At 62.2% G+C, this 22,639-nt stretch carries 21 protein-coding genes; 14 read left to right on the forward strand and 7 right to left on the reverse strand.

Annotated elements, in window-relative coordinates:
* The first annotated feature begins 82 nt into the window (after positions 1-82).
* From acs to MK745_RS04215, 13 genes are all read left to right on the forward strand, one after another.
* Positions 83-2,047: an acetate--CoA ligase gene (gene acs, locus MK745_RS04155; RefSeq protein ID WP_243612011.1), complete on the forward strand. Its 1,965-nt coding sequence runs from the start codon at positions 83-85 to the stop codon at positions 2,045-2,047.
* Between the two features lie 8 nt (positions 2,048-2,055).
* Complete coding sequence (locus MK745_RS04160; protein ID WP_243612012.1) at positions 2,056-2,661, forward strand: adenylate kinase; 606 nt, start codon at positions 2,056-2,058, stop codon at positions 2,659-2,661.
* Between the two features lie 325 nt (positions 2,662-2,986).
* Positions 2,987-3,250, forward strand: coding sequence for a DUF4212 domain-containing protein (locus tag MK745_RS04165; protein WP_243612013.1), 264 nt, complete (start codon positions 2,987-2,989; stop codon positions 3,248-3,250).
* 15 nt (positions 3,251-3,265) lie between these two features.
* Positions 3,266-5,053 carry a sodium:solute symporter family protein gene (locus tag MK745_RS04170; RefSeq protein WP_243612014.1) on the forward strand — a complete coding sequence of 596 codons (1,788 nt, stop codon included), beginning with the start codon at positions 3,266-3,268 and terminating at the stop codon, positions 5,051-5,053.
* Between the two features lie 109 nt (positions 5,054-5,162).
* Entirely contained in the window at positions 5,163-6,989 is a 1,827-nt protein-coding gene (locus MK745_RS04175; RefSeq protein WP_243612015.1) for a DUF294 nucleotidyltransferase-like domain-containing protein, read from the forward strand.
* A gap of 77 nt (positions 6,990-7,066) precedes the next feature.
* Positions 7,067-7,588, forward strand: coding sequence for a hypothetical protein (locus MK745_RS04180; RefSeq protein ID WP_243612016.1), 522 nt, complete (start codon positions 7,067-7,069; stop codon positions 7,586-7,588).
* Positions 7,588-9,006 (forward strand): 3'-5' exonuclease, encoded by a 1,419-nt coding sequence (locus MK745_RS04185; protein WP_243612017.1) that lies wholly within the window; start codon positions 7,588-7,590, stop codon positions 9,004-9,006. Before MK745_RS04180 ends, MK745_RS04185 begins: the two co-directional genes overlap by 1 nt.
* 67 nt (positions 9,007-9,073) lie before the next feature.
* Complete coding sequence (locus tag MK745_RS04190) at positions 9,074-9,571, forward strand: flavin reductase family protein (RefSeq protein ID WP_243612018.1); 498 nt, start codon at positions 9,074-9,076, stop codon at positions 9,569-9,571.
* 95 nt (positions 9,572-9,666) lie between these two features.
* Entirely contained in the window at positions 9,667-10,371 is a 705-nt protein-coding gene (locus MK745_RS04195) for an ABC transporter permease (RefSeq protein WP_243612019.1), read from the forward strand.
* Positions 10,365-11,078, forward strand: a complete 714-nt coding sequence (locus tag MK745_RS04200; protein ID WP_243612020.1) for an ATP-binding cassette domain-containing protein — start codon at positions 10,365-10,367, stop codon at positions 11,076-11,078. Before MK745_RS04195 ends, MK745_RS04200 begins: the two co-directional genes overlap by 7 nt.
* Positions 11,075-11,881 (forward strand): substrate-binding domain-containing protein, encoded by an 807-nt coding sequence (locus MK745_RS04205; protein WP_243612021.1) that lies wholly within the window; start codon positions 11,075-11,077, stop codon positions 11,879-11,881. Before MK745_RS04200 ends, MK745_RS04205 begins: the two co-directional genes overlap by 4 nt.
* A gap of 251 nt (positions 11,882-12,132) precedes the next feature.
* The gene (locus MK745_RS04210) at positions 12,133-13,107 is read left to right on the forward strand and encodes a bifunctional enoyl-CoA hydratase/phosphate acetyltransferase (RefSeq protein WP_243612022.1); all 975 of its coding nucleotides are present in this window, start codon (positions 12,133-12,135) and stop codon (positions 13,105-13,107) included.
* A complete protein-coding gene (locus MK745_RS04215) occupies positions 13,104-14,270 on the forward strand; it encodes an acetate/propionate family kinase (protein WP_243612023.1) in 1,167 nt (388 codons plus the stop codon). Before MK745_RS04210 ends, MK745_RS04215 begins: the two co-directional genes overlap by 4 nt.
* 3 nt (positions 14,271-14,273) lie before the next feature.
* On the opposite strand, the gene MK745_RS04220 is transcribed toward MK745_RS04215, so the two are convergent.
* Genes MK745_RS04220 through MK745_RS04235 form a run of 4 tightly spaced genes read right to left on the reverse strand, consistent with a single transcriptional unit; the run spans position 14,274 to position 18,544 of the window.
* Complete coding sequence (locus MK745_RS04220; protein WP_243612024.1) at positions 14,274-15,035, reverse strand: maleate cis-trans isomerase family protein; 762 nt, start codon at positions 15,033-15,035, stop codon at positions 14,274-14,276.
* Entirely contained in the window at positions 15,032-16,210 is a 1,179-nt protein-coding gene (locus tag MK745_RS04225) for a M24 family metallopeptidase (RefSeq protein WP_243612025.1), read from the reverse strand. The genes MK745_RS04220 and MK745_RS04225 overlap by 4 nt, the downstream gene beginning before the upstream one ends.
* Complete coding sequence (locus MK745_RS04230) at positions 16,203-17,396, reverse strand: diaminopropionate ammonia-lyase (RefSeq protein WP_243612026.1); 1,194 nt, start codon at positions 17,394-17,396, stop codon at positions 16,203-16,205. The genes MK745_RS04225 and MK745_RS04230 overlap by 8 nt, the downstream gene beginning before the upstream one ends.
* The gene (locus tag MK745_RS04235; protein ID WP_243612027.1) at positions 17,393-18,544 is read right to left on the reverse strand and encodes an amidohydrolase; all 1,152 of its coding nucleotides are present in this window, start codon (positions 18,542-18,544) and stop codon (positions 17,393-17,395) included. Before MK745_RS04235 ends, MK745_RS04230 begins: the two co-directional genes overlap by 4 nt.
* Positions 18,545-18,671: 127 nt before the next feature.
* Between MK745_RS04235 and MK745_RS04240 the strand changes: the two genes are divergently transcribed.
* Positions 18,672-19,121 carry an Lrp/AsnC family transcriptional regulator gene (locus MK745_RS04240; RefSeq protein ID WP_243612028.1) on the forward strand — a complete coding sequence of 150 codons (450 nt, stop codon included), beginning with the start codon at positions 18,672-18,674 and terminating at the stop codon, positions 19,119-19,121.
* 51 nt (positions 19,122-19,172) lie between these two features.
* Here MK745_RS04240 and MK745_RS04245 read toward each other — a convergent pair whose 3' ends face one another.
* The 3 genes from MK745_RS04245 to MK745_RS04255 all read right to left on the reverse strand — a co-directional run bounded on the left by MK745_RS04245 (position 19,173) and on the right by MK745_RS04255 (position 22,633).
* The gene (locus tag MK745_RS04245) at positions 19,173-20,546 is read right to left on the reverse strand and encodes an aspartate aminotransferase family protein (RefSeq protein ID WP_243612029.1); all 1,374 of its coding nucleotides are present in this window, start codon (positions 20,544-20,546) and stop codon (positions 19,173-19,175) included.
* Positions 20,547-20,559: 13 nt separating this feature from the next.
* Positions 20,560-22,035 (reverse strand): NAD-dependent succinate-semialdehyde dehydrogenase, encoded by a 1,476-nt coding sequence (locus tag MK745_RS04250; protein ID WP_243612030.1) that lies wholly within the window; start codon positions 22,033-22,035, stop codon positions 20,560-20,562.
* Positions 22,036-22,153: 118 nt separating this feature from the next.
* Positions 22,154-22,633: an Lrp/AsnC family transcriptional regulator gene (locus MK745_RS04255; RefSeq protein WP_243612031.1), complete on the reverse strand. Its 480-nt coding sequence runs from the start codon at positions 22,631-22,633 to the stop codon at positions 22,154-22,156.
* Positions 22,634-22,639: the final 6 nt, after the last annotated feature.

Below are 22,639 nucleotides of genomic sequence, written 5' to 3' on the forward strand. Positions count from 1 at the left end.
TGCGCAACTCCGGATAACCGCATTTTTCCGGCAGTCCGGCTGTTCACCACAGCATTCTTTTTGAAATGAGGGAGGAACCTCGATGTCGTCTGACGCAACCGCAAACCCCACCTATCCGCCGTCGAAAGAGCTCGCCGCATCTGCCCATATCGACGCCGCGAAATATGAGGAGATGTACGCGGCCTCGATCAATGATCCGGAAGGTTTTTGGGCCGAGCACGGCAAGCGGGTCGACTGGATCAAGCCCTTCACGAAGGTCAAGAACACCTCCTTCACCCCGGGCAACATCGACATCAAATGGTTTGAAGACGGCACGCTGAACGTCGCCGCCAACTGCGTCGACCGTCACCTCGCCACCCGCGGCGACCAGACCGCCATCATTTTTGAGCCCGATGATCCCAACGAAGCGGCCCAGCACATCACCTACAAGCAGCTGCACGTGTCGGTCTGCAAGATGGCCAACATCCTCGAAGATCTCGGCGTGCGCAAAGGCGACCGCGTTGTCATCTACCTGCCGATGATCCCTGAAGCAGCCTACGCAATGCTGGCCTGTGCCCGCATCGGCGCGATCCACTCGATCGTTTTCGCAGGCTTCAGCCCGGACGCGCTCTCGGCCCGCATCAACGGCTCTGACGCAAAAGTTGTCATCACCGCCGACACCGCACCGCGCGGGGGCCGCAAAACCGCGCTCAAGTCGAACTGCGACGCGGCGCTGCTGCACTGCAAAGACACGGTGAAATGCCTCGTGGTCAAGCGCACCGGCGACCAGACCACTTGGATCGATGGCCGTGACTATGACTACAATGAAATGGCGCTCGAGGCGGACGAGTATTCCAAGCCCGCCGAGATGAATGCCGAAGATCCGCTCTTCATCCTCTACACCTCTGGCTCCACAGGTCAGCCGAAGGGTGTTGTGCATTGCTCGGGCGGCTACCTTGTCTTCGCCTCGATGACCCACGAATACACGTTCGACTACAAAGACGGCGACATCTTCTGGTGTACCGCGGACGTGGGTTGGGTCACCGGCCACTCCTATATCGTCTACGGCCCGCTCGCCAATGGCGCGACCACCGTCATGTTCGAAGGCGTGCCGACCTACCCGGACGCCTCGCGCTTCTGGCAGGTCTGCGAAAAGCACAAGGTGAATCAATTCTACACCGCGCCGACCGCGATCCGCGCCCTGATGGGTCAGGGCAACGAGTATGTCGAAAAATGCGATCTCTCTGACCTGCGCATCCTCGGCACCGTGGGCGAGCCGATCAACCCGGAAGCCTGGAACTGGTACAATGACGTTGTCGGCAAAGGGAAATGCCCCATCGTCGACACCTGGTGGCAGACCGAAACCGGCGGTCACATGATGACCCCGCTGCCGGGCGCCCACGCGACCAAACCCGGCTCGGCCATGAAACCCTTCTTCGGCGTCAAACCTGTCGTCCTCGACCCGCATTCCGGCGAGGAAATCGACAGCTACCCGACCGAGGGCGTGCTCTGCATCGCCGATAGCTGGCCTTCGCAGATGCGCACCGTTTGGGGCGACCACGAGCGTTTCGAGAAGACCTACTTCTCCGACTACAAAGGCTACTACTTCGCAGGTGACGGCTGCCGTCGCGACGAAGATGGCGACTACTGGATCACCGGCCGCGTCGATGACGTCATCAACGTGTCCGGCCACCGTATGGGCACCGCCGAGGTCGAAAGCGCCCTCGTCGCCCACGCACAGGTCGCCGAAGCCGCCGTTGTCGGCTACCCGCACGACATCAAGGGCCAAGGCATCTATTGCTACGTCACCCTGATGAACGGCGTCGAACCTTCCGATGAACTCTACAAGGAACTGCGCACCTGGGTCCGCACCGAGATCGGTCCGATCGCATCGCCCGACCTCATCCAATGGGCTCCCGGCCTGCCGAAGACCCGTTCGGGCAAGATCATGCGCCGTATCCTGCGCAAGATCGCCGAGAACGACTACGGCTCGCTCGGCGACACCTCGACGCTCGCCGATCCTTCGGTGGTCGATGACCTCATCGAAAACCGCATGAACAAAGGGTAATCGGCACTATGACTGCAAAGACCCCCGTCAACGTCATCCTTCTCGGCCCTCCGGGCGCCGGGAAGGGCACTCAAGCCGCCCGCCTCGTGGAAGAACGCAACATGGTGCAGCTTTCCACCGGCGACATGCTGCGTGCCGCCAAGGACAGCGGCACCGAAATGGGCAAGCGCGTCGCCGACGTGATGGCCCGTGGCGAGCTTGTGACAGACGAGATCGTGATCGGCCTGATCGAAGAACAACTGACCACCGCCAAAGGCAATGGGTTCATCTTCGACGGCTTCCCGCGCACGCTGGCCCAGGCCGACGCGCTTGGCGCATTGCTCGAGAAGACCGGCCAGAGCCTTGATGCCGTGATCGAGATGCAGGTGGATGACGAGGTTCTCGTCGGCCGCATCGTGGGCCGCGCTGCCGAGGCAGTCGCCGCGGGCGGAACGGCCCGCGCGGACGACAACGAGGAGAGCCTCAAGCTGCGTCTGATGGAATATTACAAGAAGACCTCGCCGCTGATTGGCTATTACCACGCCAAGGGCGCCCTTCAGTCGATTGATGGCCTCGGCGCGATCGACGAAGTCGCGGTCAGCATCGGCGCGATCATCGACAAGGCCGGGAGCTAGGCCAACACGTAAGAACGCGGCCTGCCCCAACGGGCAGACCGCAAGAAGATGCGGCGGCACGGATTTCTAATGACGCGCCGACGATATCGCCGACACCGTGACAGCAAGAATACGTGCCATCACGGTCACCCGGCACCGCCCCGGTCCAGGATTTCAGGACAAGGGCAGCCTCGACCGCCCCCGCCTCTGGCGACACGGGCGCACTCGCGGCAAATCTGAGCGTGAGGGCCGTTTCGGCAAGCGCGCAAAGGGGAATGTGGGGGGATTGCACGCCTGGCGGGCGATCTTCTTGCGGAGGAAACGGATATAGAGGGAGGAGCCAAAAATGGCCGACAACTCATCCAATAACAACGCCTACTGGTCCGCAAACGTGCGGATCATTCTGATCAGCCTCGTCATCTGGGCGCTGGTCTCTTTCGGGTTCGGCATTCTGCTGCGCCCCATGCTGAGCGGCATCGCCGTTGGCGGAACCGATCTGGGCTTCTGGTTCGCCCAGCAAGGTTCGATCCTCGTCTTCCTGGCACTGATTTTCAACTATGCCTGGCGGATGAACAAGCTTGATGCCGAACACGGCGTCGGTGAAGAGTAAGAAGGACAGACACAGATGGATCAGTTTACTATCAACCTGCTGTTTGTTGGCGCGTCCTTTGCGCTCTACATCGGCATCGCGATCTGGGCCCGCGCGGGTTCCACATCGGAATTCTACGCTGCAGGTCGCGGCGTTCACCCCGTCACCAACGGTATGGCAACCGCCGCCGACTGGATGTCGGCAGCATCGTTCATCTCGATGGCAGGTCTCATCGCCTTCACCGGCTATGACAACTCCTCCTTCCTGATGGGCTGGACCGGCGGCTACGTGCTTCTCGCCCTGCTTCTCGCGCCCTACCTGCGCAAGTTCGGCAAGTTCACCGTGTCGGAATTCATCGGCGACCGTTTCTATAGCCAGACCGCCCGCATCGTGGCCGTGGTCTGCCTTATCGTCGCCTCGACCACCTACGTGATCGGTCAGATGACCGGTGTTGGCGTGGCCTTCGGTCGCTTCCTCGAAGTGGACAACACCACCGGCCTCCTCATCGGCGCCTGTGTTGTGTTTGCTTACGCGGTGTTCGGCGGCATGAAGGGTGTGACCTACACCCAGGTGGCCCAGTATGTCGTGCTCATCATGGCCTACACCATCCCGGCGATCTTTATCTCGCTGCAACTGACGGGCAACCCGATCCCGGCCCTCGGCCTGTTCGGTGACCACGCAGCATCGGGCGAGCCGCTTCTGGCGAAACTCGACGCGATCGTGACCGAGCTCGGCTTCAACGAGTATACCGCGCATCACGCCGATACCTTCAACATGGTGCTCTTCACCCTGTCGCTGATGATCGGTACCGCAGGTCTGCCGCACGTCATCATGCGCTTCTTCACCGTCCCGCGCGTCGCAGACGCTCGTTGGTCGGCAGGTTGGGCACTGGTGTTCATCGCGCTTCTGTACCTCACCGCGCCTGCTGTAGGTGCCATGGCACGCCTGAACATCTCTGAACAGTTCTGGCCGAACGGCGCCTCGGGCGAACCGGTCTCTTCGGAAACCATCGCCAACGATGCCGCCTATGACTGGATGCAGACCTGGCAGCAGACTGGCCTTCTCGGCTGGGAAGACAAGAACGGCGACGGCAAGATTGCGTATTTCAACGACAAAGACGCAGACACCGTGGCCAAGATGGAAGCGGCCGGCTGGGGCTCTGAGAACGAGCTGACCAACTTCAACCGTGACATCCTCGTTCTGGCCAACCCCGAAATCGCCAACCTGCCGGGTTGGGTGATCGGTCTGGTCGCAGCCGGTGGTCTCGCCGCAGCCCTCTCGACCGCAGCAGGCCTTCTGCTCGCGATCTCCTCGGCTGTGTCGCACGACCTCATCAAAGGCGCCATCAACCCGGGTATCTCGGAAAAAGGCGAACTGATGTCGGCACGTGTTGCGATGGCTGTTGCGATTGCCGTGGCAACCTATCTCGGCCTTAACCCTCCGGGCTTCGCCGCGCAAACCGTGGCTCTCGCCTTCGGTCTGGCCGCTGCGTCGATCTTCCCGGCGCTGATGATGGGTATCTTCTCGACCAAGATCAACAACACCGGCGCAGTCGCTGGTATGCTGGCCGGTCTGGTTGTGACCCTCATCTACATCTTCCTGCACAAAGGCTGGTTCTTCGTACCGGGCACCAACTCCTTCACGGATGCGGACCCGCTGCTGGGCACCGTCAAGTCGACCTCGTTCGGCGCCATCGGGGCCGCGGTGAACTTCACCGTTGCCTATCTCGTGGCGAACGCAACGAAAGAGACCCCGCAGGAGATCAAGGATCTCGTCGAAAGCGTCCGCGTGCCGAAAGGTGCAGGCGCCGCGCAGGATCACTAAGATGGTCTCGATGGGCCGCCCCTTGCGACGGCCCGTCCTCTTCTAATCTGGTCCTGCCCGGTGCATATCGGGCAGGACTTTTTCTTTATCGCTTGCAAGGCTGATTTCCATGCCGCTCACCCAAGACCAGATCATTCGCTTTCTGAAATCCGTGCACCCCTATGACGCGCTCGCGCCGGGCGTTGTCGAAGACCTCGTCCCGCTCTTCGAGGCCTGGGAGGTCGAACAGGGCTTTTCCGTCTATGACCTTGGCGACAAGCTCCCCGGCCTGTTCCTCGTCTATGAGGGTCAGATCGAGGTGCGCGATGAGAACGACGTGGTGGTCTCGCATCTTGGTGTCCGCAATTCCTTTGGTGAACGTGGCCTGCTGCGCGACGGCACCGCCGCGACAAGCGCCCGCGCCGAGGCACATTCCATCGTCCTCGTGCTGCCGCCAATTCCTTTCTACAAGCTGGTCGAAGATCACGAGGTGGCGCGCAAGTTCTTTGATCGCACCCGTGTCGAGAAGCCCCGCGGCAACGACCTCGCGACGAGCCGCGTCGAAACGCTCATGGCCCATAGCCCCGTCACCTGCGCCGCCGATGCCAGCGCACAGGACGCCGCCATCCTCATGCGCGACAAACGCATCTCGTCAGTCTGTATCTGTGACGAATCCGGCGCGCTCGAAGGCATCCTCACGACCCGCGATCTCTCGGGCAAGGTGTTGGCCAATGCCCTGCCCGTCGCGACCCCGGTCTCCGAGATCATGACCCCGAACCCCGTCACCCTCGCCCCCTCTGCCATTGGCTCGGATGTGCTGCACGTGATGATGGAACGGCGCATCTCGCATATCCCCATCGTCGAGAACGCCAAGCTCGTCGGCATGGTGACACAGACCGACCTCACCCGCTTTCAAGCGGTATCCTCTGCCGAACTGGTCTCCGAAATCGCTCAGGCCAACACGCCCGAGGAGATGGCCAAGGTCACGGCCCGCATTCCGAAACTTCTCGTACAGCTTGTTGCGGGCGGCAATCGCCACGAAGTCGTCACCCGGCTCATCACCGATATCGCCGACACTGCAACGCGCCGCCTTTTGGCCCTTGCAGAGGCGAAACTCGGCCCCGCGCCCGCACCGTACCTCTGGCTCGCCTGCGGCTCCCAAGGGCGCCAGGAACAGACCGGCGTCTCGGATCAGGACAACTGCCTCTTCCTGCATGACTCGGTGACCGAGGCCGACATGCCCTATTTCCGCGACCTCGCGGCCTTCGTCTGCGACGGCCTGAACACCTGCGGCTATGTCTATTGCCCCGGCGATATGATGGCCACCAACCCGCGCTGGTGCCAGCCGCTGAAAGTCTGGCAGAGCTATTTCGAGGGCTGGATCAACAAGCCCGATCCAGAGGCACAGATGCTCGCCTCGGTGATGTTCGATCTGCGCCCCATCGGAGGCCACACCCACCTGTTCCAAGACCTGCAGGAAGACACCCTACGCAAAGCGGCCAAGAATTCGATCTTCGTCGCCCATATGGTCTCCAACTCTCTCAAGCACACACCGCCGCTCGGCCTTCTGCGCGGCTTTGCGACGATCCGCTCGGGCGAGCACAAGAACCAACTCGATATGAAACACAACGGCGTCGTGCCAATCGTCGATCTTGCCCGCATCTACACGCTTCAGGGCGAGCTCACGGCAATCAACACCCGCGCCCGGCTCGAGGCCGCCGAACATGCGGGCGTGCTGAGCGCCTCCGGTGCGCGCGACCTGATCGACGCCTATGACCTGATTGCCGAAACCCGGCTTCAGCATCAGGCAAATCTCGTCAAACGGGGCGACTCCCCGGACAACTATCTGCTGCCGTCTGATCTGTCGGACTTCGAACGCAGCCACCTGCGCGACGCCTTTGTCGTCGTCAAAACCCTACAATCCGCCATCGGCCACGGCCGGGGCATGTTAAGCTAATAAGTCATCTACCCCGATCTGGCCGGAGCGGAGGCCGGACAGGTCGGGCCGGGGCAAACACCCCTTAGGAGGAAAACATGTTTCTAGAATTGATCGCGACGATTGTCGCCGGGATCGCAGCCGCCGGTATCATGATGGTTATCACCCGCGCCAGCGGTGGACGCCTGCCCAAATGGCTCACGCCCGTTGCGGCGGGAGCCGCGATGATCGCTGCTACGATTTCCAATGAATACGGCTGGTATGGCCGCACGTCGAAATCGCTCCCCGACGAGTTCATGATCGTCGATACCGTTGAAAGCAAGGCGCTCTACCGCCCCTGGACCTACGTGCGTCCCTATGTCGACCGGTTCGCCGCGCTCGACGTGCAATCGGTGCAGCGCCACGACGAGGCCCCCGCGATGCGTATGGCCGATATGTATTTCTTCGGCCGCTGGGCCCCGGTGAACAAACTAAGCGTGATTGCCGACTGCGCCGCCCTGCGCCGCGCCGCCGTCACCGAAGGCGTGACCCTGAACGCCGATGGCTCCGCCACTGGCGCGGCCTGGCTCCCCGTGCCGCTGGATGATCCGCTTGTCTCGACCATGTGCGAGGTAAGCTGATGTTGATGACCCTGAGCCTCCGCCTGCGCGTCTTCCTCTTCTTCGTCTTCCTTGCGCTCGCCGGGATCGTCGTGACCTCCGGCGCCCTCTACGTCGGCTATCGCCGCAGCCTTGGCGGCGACACCGGTCTCGGCTCAGCCTTCCTATTCTCCGCGATCCTGTCCGGGTTTGGCTTGTCGGCGCTCGCCGCAGGGGTCTGGCTTCTGTTTGATGAGAACGTGGCCAAACCAATCGAACGTATCGCCGCCTCCATGCGCACCCGCGCCCATGCTGGCGTATCGCTCGATCTCGACACGCACGCGGCGCGCTACCTCGGCGATCTCGCACCCGCTGCCGCCGCCGTCTCAACCCAGTTGAGCCAATCAACCCTCGACACCGCCGAGGCCGTCGCCGCCGAGACCGCCCGCCTCGCATCAGAGAAAGAACGCCTCACCGCGCTCCTGACCGAGATTCCCGTCGCCATGGTCCTCATAAGCCCGACCCACCAGATCGTGCTCTACGATGGTCAGGCCGCCTCTGTTCTGGGCCAGATTCACCCGCCCCGCCTCAACGCTTCGATCTTTGACTACCTGCGTGAGGACGAACTGCGCGCCGCCCATGCCAAGCTGATCGAGAAGGACGAGGAAATCCCCTTTACTGCCCACGGCTCCGAGGGTCAGCTCTCCTTTGACGCCCGCCTCAAGCCGCTTGGCCACGCGCCGGGGTACATGCTCCTGATCGACGACGCCCACGCCGAGATTTCGCCCGAGGCCGCGCGGCCGCTGATCTATGATTTCGACCTCATGGAACACGACAGCGAGCGCGCCATCGAAGAACGCGCGATCCAATCGCTGACCTACGTGGTCTTCGACACCGAAACGACGGGCCTCCTGCCCCACAAAGACGAGATCGTCCAGATCGGTGCCGTGCGTGTCGTCAATGGCCGTATCGTGCCCGGCGAAGAGATCAACCAACTGGTCAATCCCGGCATGCCGATCCCGCCCGCCTCGACCAAGGTACACCATGTCACCAACGCCATGGTGGCCGACGCGCCCCTCATCGACACTGCCGCAAGCGACTTTCACAAGTTCGCCGGCGGCGCCGTCATCGTCGCCCATAACGCCCCCTTCGACATGGCCTTCCTCAAACGCCACGGCAAACGCCTCGGCCTTGCGTGGGATCACCCGATCATCGACACGGTGCTCCTGTCGGCCGTGCTCTTCGGGGCCTCGGAAACCCATACGCTCGACGCGCTCTGTGATCGGCTCGGGGTGACCATCCCGCCGCACTTGCGCCACACCGCACTCGGAGATGCGCAGGCCACGGCAGAAGTGCTCTGCAAGATGATCCCGATGCTCAAGTCGCGCGGCTACGTGACCTTTGGCGAGGTCATCCGCCAGACCCGCAAACACGGTCGCCTTCTCGAAGACCTGAACTGACCTGCTGGACACCCGACGCCGCCACCGCTACATGCGGCGGGACGCGCGAACAGGAAAGCACGAGACAATGGCCACGACGTTCATCCCCGAGGGCGACCATCAACGCGACTACCGCCACGCGCTGGCGCAGTTCGCGACCGGCATCACCGTCATCACCGCCCCCACCCCCGAGGGCGGCATCGGCATGACCGCGAACTCCTTCGCCTCCGTCTCGCTCGACCCGGCGCTGATCCTGTGGTCGGCGGCCAAAGACTCGCTGCGCTACCCGATCTTCAAGCAGGCGACGCATTTTGCCATCCATGTGCTGCGCGAGGATCAGTTCGACATCGCCAAAGCCTTTGCCAAGGACACCGACGCGCTCTCGCTCGTCTCGCCCCGCCTCAACGCCGCAAACGTCCCGGTCTTCGACTCCTGCCTCGCCCGGTTCGAATGCCGCACCGAGGCCCGCCACGACGCGGGCGACCACACGATCCTCGTCGGCGCCGTGGAAAACGTCTTCCTCAACGACACCGGCAAACCCCTGATCTTTAGCCAGCACGGTTACGGCACCTTTCAAGACGCCTGATCCGCTTTCGCATCAAACCCTGCCGCTTTCAGCCCCTTGCTCCAGCGCCTTAATCGCCTAACCTGCCCCCGACTCGGCAGGAAAGCGCGATAGATATGGACGACCTCTGGCAAGGCATGCTCGCGGCCCTGCGCCTTATCGTGGCGCTGGATGCGGACCTGTTCGAGATCATCGGCCGCTCGCTCTATGTCACGCTGACCGCCACGCTCATCGCCTCCGCCATTGGCCTGCCACTTGGCGCATGGCTCGCCGTGAGCCGCTTTCGCCAGCGCCGCGTGGTGATCTCACTTCTGAACGCCCTGATGGGCCTGCCGCCGGTCGTGGTCGGCCTGATCGTCTACCTGATGTTCTCGCGCGCCGGTCCCCTCGGCGTCCTCGGGCTGCTCTTTACCCCCACAGCGATGATCATCGCCCAATGCATCATTATCACCCCCCTCATCGCCTCCATCGCCCACCAAGCACTGCGCGATCTCTGGGCGGAGTACCATGATCTCCTGATCTCGATCTCGACAAGCCGCCTGACCCGCATCCGCACGCTTCTCTGGGACGGACGCCGCGCGCTCCTGACCGCCTCGCTCGCAGGCTTTGGCCGCGCCATCGGTGAGGTCGGCGCGATCCTGATCGTCGGCGGCAATATCGACCACGTGACCCGCGTTCTGACGACCGCCATCGCGCTTGAAACCTCCAAGGGCAACCTCGCCATGGCGCTCGCCCTCGGCCTGATCCTGATCGCCCTGGCCATTGGCGTGAACCTCGCCGTGCATGGCCTGTCGCGGACGGAAAGGACGCCGCGATGGTAGATCTCCTGCCCCTGACCGTGACCGACGCCAGCGTGCGCAAAGGTGGCCGCACGATCCTCGGCCCTGTGTCCCTGACCCTTTCCGGCCCCGGCACCACGATCCTCCTCGGGCCCAACGGTGCCGGGAAATCAACGCTCCTGCGCCTCATGCACGGGCTCGACCGCCCCGCCTCCGGTTCGTTCTCTTGGGCTGCACCACGCGACATCGCCCACCTGCATCAGGCCTTTGTCTTCCAACACGCGATCCTCCTGCGCCGCTCCGTGCTCGACAATATCGCCTACCCGCTGATCGCCCACGGCACGCCCCGCAAGGCCGCCCGCGATGCGGCCTGCGACTGGCTCGACCGGATCGGTCTCACAGCCCATGCCAACCGCGCCGCGAATACGCTTTCCGGCGGCGAGCGACAGAAGATGGCTATGGCCCGCGCCCTCATTCGCGAGCCTTCGGTGCTTTTCCTGGATGAGCCCTGCTCCAATCTCGACGGTCAGGCCACCGCCGAGATCGAAGCCCTCCTGCAAGACGCAAGCGCACACGGCACCCGCCTCGTCATGGCCACCCATGACCTCGGTCAGGCCCGCCGCCTCGCAACAGATGTGCTCTTTGTCCACAAAGGCAAAGTCCAAGAGCACGCCCCCGCCACTTCGTTTTTCACAGGCCCAGCCACCCAAGAAGCCAGGGCCTTCCTCAAGGGAGATATCGTCCTATGATCCGCACCACACTCATGGCCCTTGCGGCCTCAACCCTCCTCGCCGGTCAGGCGCTTGCCGATGACATCCGCATGGCCGTCACGACCTCGTTCCACAATTCCGGTCTCGCCGAAGTCCTCCTGCCCGAAATCAAGGAAGACCTCGATCTGACGGTGAACCTCGTCGTCGTCGGCACGGGCCAAGCCCTGCGCCTTGGCCGCGCGGGCGACGTGGACGCAATCCTCGTCCATGCCAAGGCGGCCGAAGAGGCATTCGTCTCCGAAGGCCACGGCGTCGCGCGCGTGCCGTTCATGTATAACGACTTTGTCCTGATCGGCCCCGCCGCCGACCCGGCAGGCATTGCCTCGACCGAGACCGCCGCCGACGCCCTGAACGCGATCCGTACCGCCGAGGCGCCCTTCGTCAGCCGTGGCGACGATAGCGGCACCCACAAGAAAGAACTCTCGCTCTGGTCCGGTGCAGGGCTCGAGGCCGCCGACTTCGACACCGCATGGTATCGCGCCGTCGGCGCAGGCATGGGCGCGGCCCTCAACACCGCCTCCGGCATGAACGCCTACATCATGTCCGACCGCGCGAGCTGGCTCAAATTCGCCAACAAGGGCGATCTGGCGCTGCTGTTCTCCGGCGATCCGGTGCTGTTCAACCAATATAGCTACATCATCGTGAACCCCGAGACGCACGGCCATGTAAAAGCCGACCTCGCCGCCAAGCTTCAGGACTGGTTCCTGAGTGACCGCGCCAAGGCCCTGATTGATGGCTACACGCTGAACGGCGAAAAGCTCTTTACCTACAACGCCGAATAAACCCTTAAGCCCCCGGTCCTTGCACCGGGGGTTTTCCTTTGTGACTTGTGCACCGACGCAATACCGACGTGATACCGACGCGATGCAGACCCGCGTTTTTTGCCGAAATGACACGCACTTCCGTTACGGAACCCCTGCGATACGCAACGGAATTTGCCCTATGTCATTTGCCCTTGCTAGAACTGGTCTATGACGGGGCAACCCCGCTTCCCCGTGCCCCTTCCGCACGCGCCGACATAGGAGACAAGCCCTTGATTTTGCCTGTAGATCCCGCCGATCACGCCACAAAGGAAGTGCACGCCAAGGGCGCCACCTTCGATCAGATGCTCGTCGCGACCCGCGATCTCGACCCGATCCCGACTGCCGTGGTGCATCCTTGCGACGAAGCCTCCCTAGAAGGCGCCCTCTACGCCCAACAAAACGGCCTCATCACCCCCATCCTCGTCGGCCCTGAAGCCAAGATCCGCGCCGCCGCAAAGGCTGCGAACCTCAACATCCAAGGCATTGAAATTGTTCCTTCTTTGCACAGTCACGACTCAGCCAAGAAAGCGGTCTGTCTGGTGCATGAGGCCAAGGCACAGGCGCTGATGAAAGGCGCGTTGCACACGGACGAATTGATGGGCGAAGTGGTTCACAAGGAGCGCGGATTGCGCACCGAACGCCGCATGAGCCATATCTTTGTGCTTGATGTGCCAACCTACCCCAAGCCTCTCCTGATCTCCGACGCCGCCATCAACATCTTCCCCGACCTCGAAACCAAGGCCGACATCGTCCAGAACGCCATCGAACTGGCCCAGGCCATCGGCGTCGACACCCCCAAAGTCGCGATCCTGTCGGCACTTGAGACCGTGAACCCGCGCATCCCATCCACGGTCGAAGCCGCCGCGCTCTGCAAGATGGCCGACCGGCGTCAGATCACTGGTGGCATCCTCGATGGCCCGCTTGCCTTCGACAACGCGGTGTCCAAGGAAGCTGCTGAAACAAAAGGGATTGTTTCGGATGTGGCGGGTGATCCCGACATTCTGATCGCTCCCGATCTCGAGGCTGGGAACATGATCGCAAAACAGCTCATGTATCTCGCCGGCGCCGATTCCGCGGGCCTTGTCCTTGGTGGACGTGTGCCCGTCATGCTGACAAGCCGCGCCGACGGCACACTGTCGCGCGTGGTCTCTGCCGCTCTGGCCCAACTTCTCGTGCATCACCGCCTCGGAAAGGGCATCCTGTGAGCCAATCCGCGATCCTGACCCTCAACGCCGGCAGTTCGTCGATCAAATATGCCCTCTATGGCACCGACACAGAGCGCCCCTTGATCGCCAAGGGACTGATCGATCGCATCGGCCAATCCCCTGAGCATCATGATACCGAGGGCGACACCCCCTTGCCGACATCCGGCGGCACCGACCACAAAGCCGCCCTCGCATGGCTGACGGACCGCCTGCAATCTCGCTTCCCCGAGGTGCAAGTGATCGCCGCCGGGCACCGCGTCGTGCACGGTGGACAGGATTTCTCAGAGCCCACAAGGATCACCCCGCAAGCCCTTGAAAAGATTGCAGCGCTTTCGCCACTCGCCCCGGCACATCAGCCACATAACCTTGCCGGGATCGAGGCCATTGCCGCCGTTTGGCCCGACCTGCCACAGGTCGCCTGTTTCGACACCGCGTTCCACCGTTCGCAACCGCGCCTCGCCCAGCTTTTCGCGATCCCGCGCGCATTGAGCGACGAAGGCATCCTGCGCTACGGTTTTCACGGGCTGAGCTATGACTACATCGCCTCCCGGCTCCCTGCCCACCTCGCCGAAGAAGATCGCCGCCGCGTCATCGTCCTGCATCTCGGCCACGGCGCGAGTCTCTGCGCCATGAAAGACGGCCAAAGCATCGCGACCTCCATGGGGTTCACGGCGCTCGACGGGCTAATGATGGGCAAGCGGTGCGGCGCGATTGATCCCGGTGTGATCTTTCATCTGCAACGCGCCAAGGGTCTGAACACCGACGAGACCGAAACCCTCCTTTCCTCGCAATCCGGCCTGCTCGGTGTCTCCGGCGGCCTTAGCAGCGACATGCGCGACCTCTCGGCCAGCGCCGATCCCGCCGCACAAGAAGCCATCGACCTCTTCATCTATCGCTGTGTGACTCAAATTGGCGCCAAGGCCGCCGCGCTTGGCGGGGTCGATGCGATTGTCTTCACTGCTGGGATCGGCGAGCACGCCGCCACGGTGCGCAAGGGAATTCTTGAAGGATGTGAATGGCTTGGCGTAGACCTCGACGACGACGCCAACAGCAAGAACGCGCGCGTGATCTCCAAGCAGAGCAGCAAGGTCAAAGCCCTCGTGATCCCCACCAACGAAGAGCACGTGATCGCCGATCAGAGCCTTGCTTTGCTCGACCTCTAGGGACTAGCCCTCGGGCAGGTCACATGTGAAAAGCCGCCCCATACCCGGCATCGCCTCCTGCACCCCCGCAAGGCGCAACATATGCCAGCCCAGCGCCTGATTGCTCGACAGGACAGGAACCCCGGTCGCGCTCTCAACCCGGTCAATCACATTGAGACACCGCAGGTTGGTGCAGGCGATGACGATCCCGTCACAGTCGGTCGTCTCCGCCATTTTGCGTGCCGCTGTTTCAATGGACGCTTCGGTGATCCGCGCCACCACGCGGTCGTCGCCTTCCTCGAAAGAGCCAAACCCCGCGATCGCAAACCCCGCATCCTCCAGCCGCGACCGCATCCGCGCCGACACAGCAGGCACATAGGGCGTCACAAACCCGATCCGCGTCATCCCAAGCCGTCTTCCCGCCGCAATGATCGCGGCAAGGGGATTTGTCACGCGCGACTTGGGAAAAACACTTTGAATTGCCTTCTCGACGTTCTCTGACCCGATCACCGAGGATGCCGAGGTACAGCCATACCCAATCACGTCAAAATCAAGCGCCTGCGGCAGAAGCGCCGCGGAGGCAGGCATGTCCGCCTCCATCTGTGCCAACGTGGCTTCGCTCACATCTGTCTTCATTGGGATGCGGCTATGGTAGAGCGCCACATGATCCAGCACGCCTGTCATCTGCGCCAGTTCCGGCTCAAAGGTCTCATCCGTCGACAGAACGATTGCACCGAGCGTCGCACGGGTGCCAATGCCGTTGTCTGTTTCGAAGCCAAGTTTCATGCAGTTCCACCGATCACCGGAAGCCGCTCCGGCGCGCGTTTCGTCAACAGTTCTGCGCCCTGCGCGCGGATCACTATATTCTCTTCCTGCACCATGAGACGCCCCTCGCCGTAGTCCAGAGAGGGTTCGAGGGTCAAGACCATGTTCTCTTGAAGAACCGTCTCGTCAAACCCCGCGATCGAGGGCACCTCGGTGAGTTGCATCCCCAATCCATGGCCAAGCCGCCCGACATCGCCGCCCTCGCCCCCGGCCTGCTTCAGAACACCGTTCATTGCGGCAAACACGTCGCGGCAAGTCGCACCGGGTCGTGCCGCGGCAATACCGGCTTCTGTCGCCTGCCACAGGGTCTCATAGGCGCGACAGGACGCTGCATCCGCGTGTGCCACGGCATAAGTCCGATCGAAATCACAGAAATACCCGTCCCAGGTCATGCCCGTGTCGAGCATGAAGATATCCCCAGCCTGCAAGGGTCGCATCGACGGTGGAGAGATCACGTCGTGATAGCCGCCCTCCTCCGCCCCGCCGACAAGATACGGCACCTCATCCGCCCCTTGCAAAAGCGCCTCGCGCCGGAAGCTGCGAAAGACCTCTTCAAAGGGCATGCCTTCCGAGATCAACTCTGGCACACGGTCAAAACTACGGGACGCAATCCCACAAATATGGCGGATCTTCGCGATCTCCGCCTCTGACTTCACCATGCGCAACCCCTGCACGAGGTCCGTCGCATCCCGGAACATCAACCCCGGCAACGCCGCGCGCAGCCGTTCGAAATCGGCCAGCGGCATCCGGAGCGTTGTTTCATGCCTCATCATCAGCCCGACACTCTCGCCACCCGCCGCAAGCGGCTGAAGAAGGTCGCGCAGAAGGCTGATGCCGTCATCTTGCGGGCACGGGGCCGCCCATGTGCGGATATCGTCGATCCAAGTCTTACCCATGAGCACCGCGCCGATCTCTGGGATCACGGCAATCGGTTTGCCCTTCACTGGTACAAACAGGAACCAAGGCCGCGTCGGGCTTTGCCAGAACGGCGTGAAGAACCCTGTGAAATAACGCACTTCCGGCTCGGTCATAAGAAGAAGCCCGGCAAGCCCCTTTTCCCTCATGCCCGCTTGCGCCCGCTCTGTGCGCGCGCTGAACTCCGCTTCCGCGAACCCACGCAGCGGCGTCTTAGCCATGCATATCGCCCTCCATGATCTGCCGGAAAATCTCCGGGTCTGTCACGCCCTCGGAGCCAATCAACAGCACCCGCGAGTTTGCCCCAAGGCCAAGTGCCTGCCAAAGCGTGTCATCCATCTGTGCCGCGATCAATGCCGCAAGTCCCGCGACTGCGCTCTCGCCCGCCTCGACCTTGGCGTCCCCGGTCTCTTGGCGCGCAAGGAGGCGCACGGTCGGCGCGACGATACTGTCGGGGATCGTGAGAAAGTCCGTTGCCTCCTCCCGAAGCACTTCCCAAGCCATCTCCGAAGGCTCCCCACAAGAGAGCCCCGCCATGATCGTTTCTTCGGCAATGACAACCTGCGTCGCTGCCCCTTTGCGGGCGCTCTCGATCAAGCACGCGGCAAGCTCCGGCTCAACCACAACAACACGGGGGCTCTCCGCCCCCCAATACTGGCGCAGGGCCGCCGCCACCGCAGCCGCAAGCCCGCCGACCCCGCCTTGCAGGAACACATGGGTCGGCGCGGCCTCCATCGCTTCGCAGGCCTCGCGCACCATAACGCCATAGCCTGCCATCACGTCACGAGGCGGGGCGCTATAGCCGGGCCAGGACGTGTCCGAGACCACAAACCAGCCATTCGCCTCCGCCTCTGCCTTGGCAAGCGCAACCGAGTCGTCATAGTCCCCGGCAATTCGCACCACCTCGGCGCCAAGATCGCGCATCGCCTGTGCGCGCCCTTCGCTCACCTCCGCATGGATATAGATCCGGCAAGGCGCGCCAAACCGCTGACACCCCCAGGCGAGCGAACGACCGTGGTTGCCATCCGTCGCCGACACAAGCGTGATCTCACGACAGGCATCGGCATAGCGTCCCTCCCTGATCGCTTCGAGTGCCACTTCCTCTCCTGTGCGTCGCACGATCTCTCTCTGCAATACGCGCAACGCCGCGTAAGACCCGCCCAGCGCCTTGAAACTGCCAAGTCCAAAGCGCGGCCCTTCGTCCTTATACTCGATCCGTGCCACGCCCAGCGCACGGGCCACCCCCTCCAAGGAGACCAAAGGCGTCGGCGCATAGCCCGTCCACTGCGTGATCTCCTCATAGGCGCGCGCAAAATCATCCCGCGTGAGGACCCGCTCTGCGGCGTCGCCTCTCTCGGGTGCTACGGCCACATGCGCCAGCTTGGCCTTGGCAAATGCCTCGTTCATGGATCTGTCCTTTCCGTCTTCAGTCGATCACGCACAAGCGACGCCCAGAACGCGGCCCCTTGGGTGAGCAGAGCATCATTGAAATCATACGTATCCGAGTGGAGCGGCTGTCCATGCGCCCCGTCCTCGCCATTCCCCATCAATAGGAAACACCCCGGCACGGCGGCGGCGAAATGCGCGAAATCCTCGGAGAAACTCATCGACGGGCGCTCTTTCACCACGGCAAGCCCCGCACTCTCTGCCGCGCGATAGACCGCCTCGACAGGCCCGGATGCGTTGATCGTCTCGATGAACTCTGTCTCAAAGGACATCTCGGCCTTGACCCCATGCGCCGCCGCAATCCCCTCGACAAGCCGCCGCATATGCGTCTCAAGCGCGATGCGATCCTCCGGCGCCCGGGCACGCGCCTCCCCCTTGAGCACCGCTTCGCCGGGCAGGACATTGCGCTGTCCATCGGTTAAGAATTCCGTCACAGACAAGACCGCCCCCGACCCCGGAGCCATCTTGCGGGCGATCACCGTCTGAAGCGCCAGCACCATCTCGGACCCCACGGTGAGCGCATCCACCCCCACATGCGGCATCGACGCATGTCCGCCCTGGCCCTTGATACGGATCTCGAAAAGGCTCTCGCTATTGCAGATAAGCCCCTTTCGGGTCGAGACCTGCCCCACCGGCGCACCGGGCAGGTTGTGGATCGCATAAACCTCCTCGACCGGGAACCGCTCAAGCACCCCCTCCGCAATCATCGCCTGCGCACCGAGGCCGTGCTCCTCGTTCGGTTGGAACAAGAAAACCACCGTGCCGTCAAAGCCGCCGTCCTTGGCAAGAGTTTCCGCCGCCCCAAGGAGCATGGTCATATGCCCATCATGGCCGCAGGCATGCATAGCCCCCTCGATTTCCGAGACATGGTCCTGCGTCCCGCGCTCCTGAATCGGCAACGCATCCATATCCGCGCGCAAACCGATGGCGCGATTGCCCGTCCCCGCGCGCAGGATACCCACCACGCCCGCACCTTCATGCACCTCGAGACCGAGATCCCGCAGGGCGTCTGCCACCCGCGCCTTGGTGCGATCCAAGGCGAACCCGATCTCCGGCGACTTGTGGAAGGCATGCCGAAGCGCCACCAGCTTTTGTTCGAACGTGTCCATTGGGCCTTTGTCTTGATCCAGCGTTGTTGCGCCAGCCTAGCGCAAACACGGGCGGCGCAATGTCGAAATTCCCGCCACCGTGACGAATTTCATTTCCAATCGCGCTTTGAGCGATCAAAATCGGCACATGGATGACAAAGACCTCGACATTTTGCGACTCGTACAACGTGACGCTCGCCTGACCGCAGACGCGATCAGCCACGAGGTCGGACTCTCTGCGCCCGCCGTTCAGAAGCGGCTCAAACGCCTGCGCGAAAGCGGGGTGATCGAACGCGATATCGCCGTCCTGTCGCCATCGAAGCTCGGACGCGAGATGACGATCATCGTCGAGGTGATCCTTGAACGTGAAAGCCGCGCCCATCTCGACGCGTTCAAGCGCCGGATGCGTGGCGCACCTTGTGTGCAGCAATGCTACTATACCACTGGCGAAGCGGATTTCGTCCTGATCCTCACCGTCGAGGATATTCAGGAATACGAGGCGTTCACCCAGACCTATTTCTTTGATGAATCCAACATCAGCCGCTTCAAGACCGCCGTGGTCATGGACCGGGTCAAGGTCTCACTCGACGTGCTCTGACATGAAAAAGGCCGGCGCAATGGCCGGCCTCTCCCTTGTATTGTCTGGCACTTAGCCAAGAACCGATTTCACGGCGCGCACGGTGGCGGCGACCACGGTGTCGGCCTCCTCACGCGTCAGGCAGAACGGCGGCGCAAAGCCGAGGATATCACCCTGCGGCATGGCGCGTGCGATGACCTTGTCCTGCTCGAGAAGCTTGGCCGAGACCTGCGGGCCGATCTTGTCGGCGGCGTCAAAGAAGGTCCGGCTGTCCTTGTCCTTCACGAACTCAACCGCACAGAGCATCCCTTCGCCGCGCACATCGCCGACATTGGCATGACCTGCAAGCGCGTCCGACATGGCCTTGTTGAGATAGGCGCCAACCTCCCCTGCGTTCGACACGAGGTTCAACTCGTCCAGAAGCTTGAGGTTCGCGACACCTGCCGCCGCTCCGATCGGGTGGGCCGAATAGGTCCAGCCGTGGCCAATCGGGCCGTTCTCGTCCGTGCCCTGCTCAAGCACCTTCCACATCTTGTCGCCCACGATGGAGCCTGAAAGCGGCGCATAGGCCGAGGTCAGACCTTTGGCGATGGTGATGAGGTCCGGCTCGATCCCGTAATGCTCAGACCCAAACATCGTCCCGAGACGGCCAAAGCCGGTCACAACCTCATCCGCGACGAGAAGGATGTCATGCTTCTTGAGCACCGCCTGGATCGCTTCCCAGTAGCCCGCCGGCGGCGGCACGATCCCGCCCGTGCCAAGCACCGGCTCGCCAATGAAGGCCGCGATCGTATCCGCGCCTTCGCGCTCGATCAGCGCCTCGAGCGAAGCCACGCACTCGGCCACGAACTCTGCCTCGGTCTGGTCGAGGTTCTCGCGGCGGAAATAATAGGGCGCATCGGTGTGGATCACCTGCTCGACCGGAAGGTCGAACTTCTTGTGGAACAACTCCAGCCCGGTCAGCGAGCCCGTCACGAGACCAGAGCCATGATAGCCGCGCCAGCGCGAGATGATCTTCTTCTTCTCGGGGCGGCCAAGGATATTGTTGTAATACCAGATCAGCTTGACGTTGGTTTCGTTCGCGTCCGAGCCGCCAAGACCGAAATAGACCTTCGACATGTTCTTCGGCGCGCGATCAAGGATCATCTTCGAAAGCGTAATCGACGCCTCGGTGCCGTGACCCACATACGCGTGATAATACGCAAGCTCTTTCGCCTGCTCACCGATGGCCTCGGCGATCTCCTGACGACCATAGCCGACATTCACACAGTAAAGCCCGGCAAACCCGTCGAGAAGCTTGTTGCCGTCACGGTCTTCGATGAAGACGCCCTCGGCGGTGCGGAGGACACGGTTCGGCGCTTCGCCGCGCGCGAATTGGGCAAGATGGGTCGAGGGATGGAAGAAGTTCTCGCGATCCCATTGTTCCAGTTGGTCATTACGAAGCATTTGTTGTCCTTTCTTATGCCCAATCACGGCAGACGTATTTGATTTCTGTAAACTCTTCCATGCCAAGACGCGATCCCTCGCGCCCAAGGCCGGATTGCTTGGTCCCGCCAAAGGGAATCGGCGCGCCAGTGACCTTGGTGCGGTTCACGGCGACCATCCCGAATTGCAGCGACCGGCTCATGCGATAGATGCGGCGTGGGTCATGGCTGTGGAGATAGGCGACAAGGCCATACTCCGTGTCATTGGCCTTGGCGACGACCTCGTCCTCGGTCTCAAACGGCGTGATCGCCGCGACCGGGCCAAAGGTCTCGTCATGCATGATCTTGGCCTCCATCGGTACATCAACAAGGACCGTCGGCGCATAGAACAGCGGCCCAAGATCAAGTCGCGCACCGCCACAAGCCAGCTTCGCCCCCTTGGCAAGCGCATCCTCGACATGCTCTTCCTGCTTGAGAACCGCCTTCTCGTTCATGAGTGGCCCAATATCGGGGTCATCCATGCCAACTCCGACGCTCAACGCCTTGGTCGCCTCGACGAACTTGGCGCAAAAGGCATCGTAGATGGCCTTCTCGACAAAAATCCGGTTCGCCCCTAGGCAATCCTGCCCGGAGGTCGCGAATTTCGCCTTGATGGTTTCTTCTACCGCGAGGTCGAGGTCGCAATTCTTAAAAACGATGACCGGCGCATGTCCACCAAGCTCCATCACGAGCCGTTTGACCGTATCTGCCGACTGGCGATAAAGCAGCTTTCCGACCGGCGTCGAGCCGGTGAACGAGAGCGCGCGCACGCGGTGGTCTTCGGTCCAAGGCTTGACGACCGTCGCCGCATCCCCCGTCACCACGTTGAAGACCCCGGCGGGAATGCCCGCACGCTCGGCCAACTCGGCCAGCGCCAACGCGCTGAACGGCGTCTCCGCCGACGGGTGCGCCACAACCGTGCAGCCTGCGGCAAGCGCAGCGGCGGCTTTGCGGGTGAGCATCGCCGAGGGAAAGTTCCAAGGCGTGATGAGTGCCGCAACGCCCACTGGCTCGCGCCAAAGCTCAACCTCGGCATCCGGCAGGTGGCTTGTCACGCCTTCGATGTTCGGACGCTTGGTTTCCTCCGCGTAGAACTCGACAAAGGCCGCGCCATAGTCGATCTCTCCCCGCGCCTCGGAAAGCGGTTTGCCCTGCTCGAGCACCATGATCCGCGCAAGGTCTTCCTTATGCGCGATCATCAGATCGAACCATTTGCGCAGAAGCGCCGAGCGATCCTGTGGCAAGAGATTGGCCCAGGCGTCGAATGCGGCCTGCGCCGCATCCACTGCCGCAGTTGATTCTTCTGCTGAAAGGCTTGCCACGTCGCCAATCAACTCGCCGTTCGATGGGTCCGTAACCTTGATCGCGGCGCCATCCTTGGCCGCACACCATTTGCCGTTGATATAAGAAAAAGACCGCACAAGCGCCTTGTCCTCAATATCGCTGCGCGCTGAAAGAGCTGTCTCACACATCGCTTTCTCCCCTGTTTGCCCAGAGAGAGTGCCTGTTTGTCACAGAAAAGGTGGCTGAACTTTTGCCCGCGCGCAGACGATTCAACTGCGCGCGCTGCTTCTCACAGCCCGGATTTCATCACTCGTCAGAGAGAAGGATATCGAACGGAGGCACACCACCGCCTTTGACGGGCTTGGTCACCACATAGGTGAAATAGCGCGACAAACCGATCCGCGCATCGAGCATGGCATCAATCAGCCTCTGATAGGCGTCGATATCGCGGGTGACGATCTGCAGGATATAGTCGAACCCCCCGCCAAGCGCCCAACAGGCCACTACCTCGTCATAGCGCTCCATCGCCTCTTCAAAGGCGCGAAAGCTCGCTGCCGTGTGATCTGCGATCTCAACGGCCACGAAAACCGTCACATGCGGCGCGAGTTTGCGCAGGTTGACCCGCGCGCCATACCCCTCAATAAGCCCCGCCTTTTCAAGCTTGCGCAGACGGTCCCAACATGGCGTCGGCGAAAGACCAATACGATCGGCCAGCGCGGCCTTTGTGATCCGCCCCTCTTGCGTTAGAACACGCAGAATCTCGATATCCCGTTGATCAAGCTGCATCTCGCA

The sequence above is a fragment of the Shimia aestuarii genome (genome assembly GCF_022814865.1).
Classification (GTDB): domain Bacteria; phylum Pseudomonadota; class Alphaproteobacteria; order Rhodobacterales; family Rhodobacteraceae; genus Shimia; species Shimia aestuarii_A.